Below are 490 nucleotides of genomic sequence, written 5' to 3'. Positions count from 1 at the left end.
CGCCGGACGAGCTGCTGGTCGTCGGCGTCCACGGCGAGGTGCGCGTCGAGGGCAGGTACGTGCCCAGCGAGGACGACGGCAGCGTGCCGGGCCTGCTGCTCACGCAGGTCGACCGTCGCACCCTGCAGGCCTGGGACGGTGACGGCACGCCGCTGTGGACGTGGGCCCTCGACGGCGCCGCGTCGTCGTTCGACCAGGACGCCTCGACGACCGTGCTCGACGGCCGGGGGCTGCTCGCGAGCCCGGGCCGGCTGGTCGCGCTCGACGCCCGGTCGGGTGCCGAGCTGTGGCGGTCGGCCCGGCGGGCGCCCGCCCACCTCCTACCCCACGGCCACCCGGGGGGTGGGGTCGTCAAGCCGCGCGCGTACCTGCGGGGGGGGGTGCGGGCGCGAAAACATTAAACACAAACCGTTTTTTTTTGTGGTGGTGGGGGTCTTCTGTTGGGGCGGAACAGGGGGGGGTGACAGTTCGTCGCCGCTAAAGTGGTTTG

1 protein-coding gene is annotated in these 490 nt (G+C 72.7%); it reads left to right on the top strand.

Going from position 1 to position 490, the window contains the following annotated elements; translation table 11 throughout:
• A partial coding sequence (locus tag AEA42_RS03345; RefSeq protein ID WP_156312296.1) for a PQQ-binding-like beta-propeller repeat protein occupies positions 1-401 on the top strand: 401 nt, incomplete at its 5' end.
• Positions 402-490: the final 89 nt, after the last annotated feature.

This window comes from Shewanella sp. Sh95 (genome assembly GCF_001308045.1).
GTDB classification, from domain to species: domain Bacteria; phylum Pseudomonadota; class Gammaproteobacteria; order Enterobacterales; family Shewanellaceae; genus Shewanella; species Shewanella xiamenensis.
The sequence above is the reverse complement of the archived record's forward strand: the minus strand, read 5'-3'. Positions and strand labels throughout refer to the sequence as shown.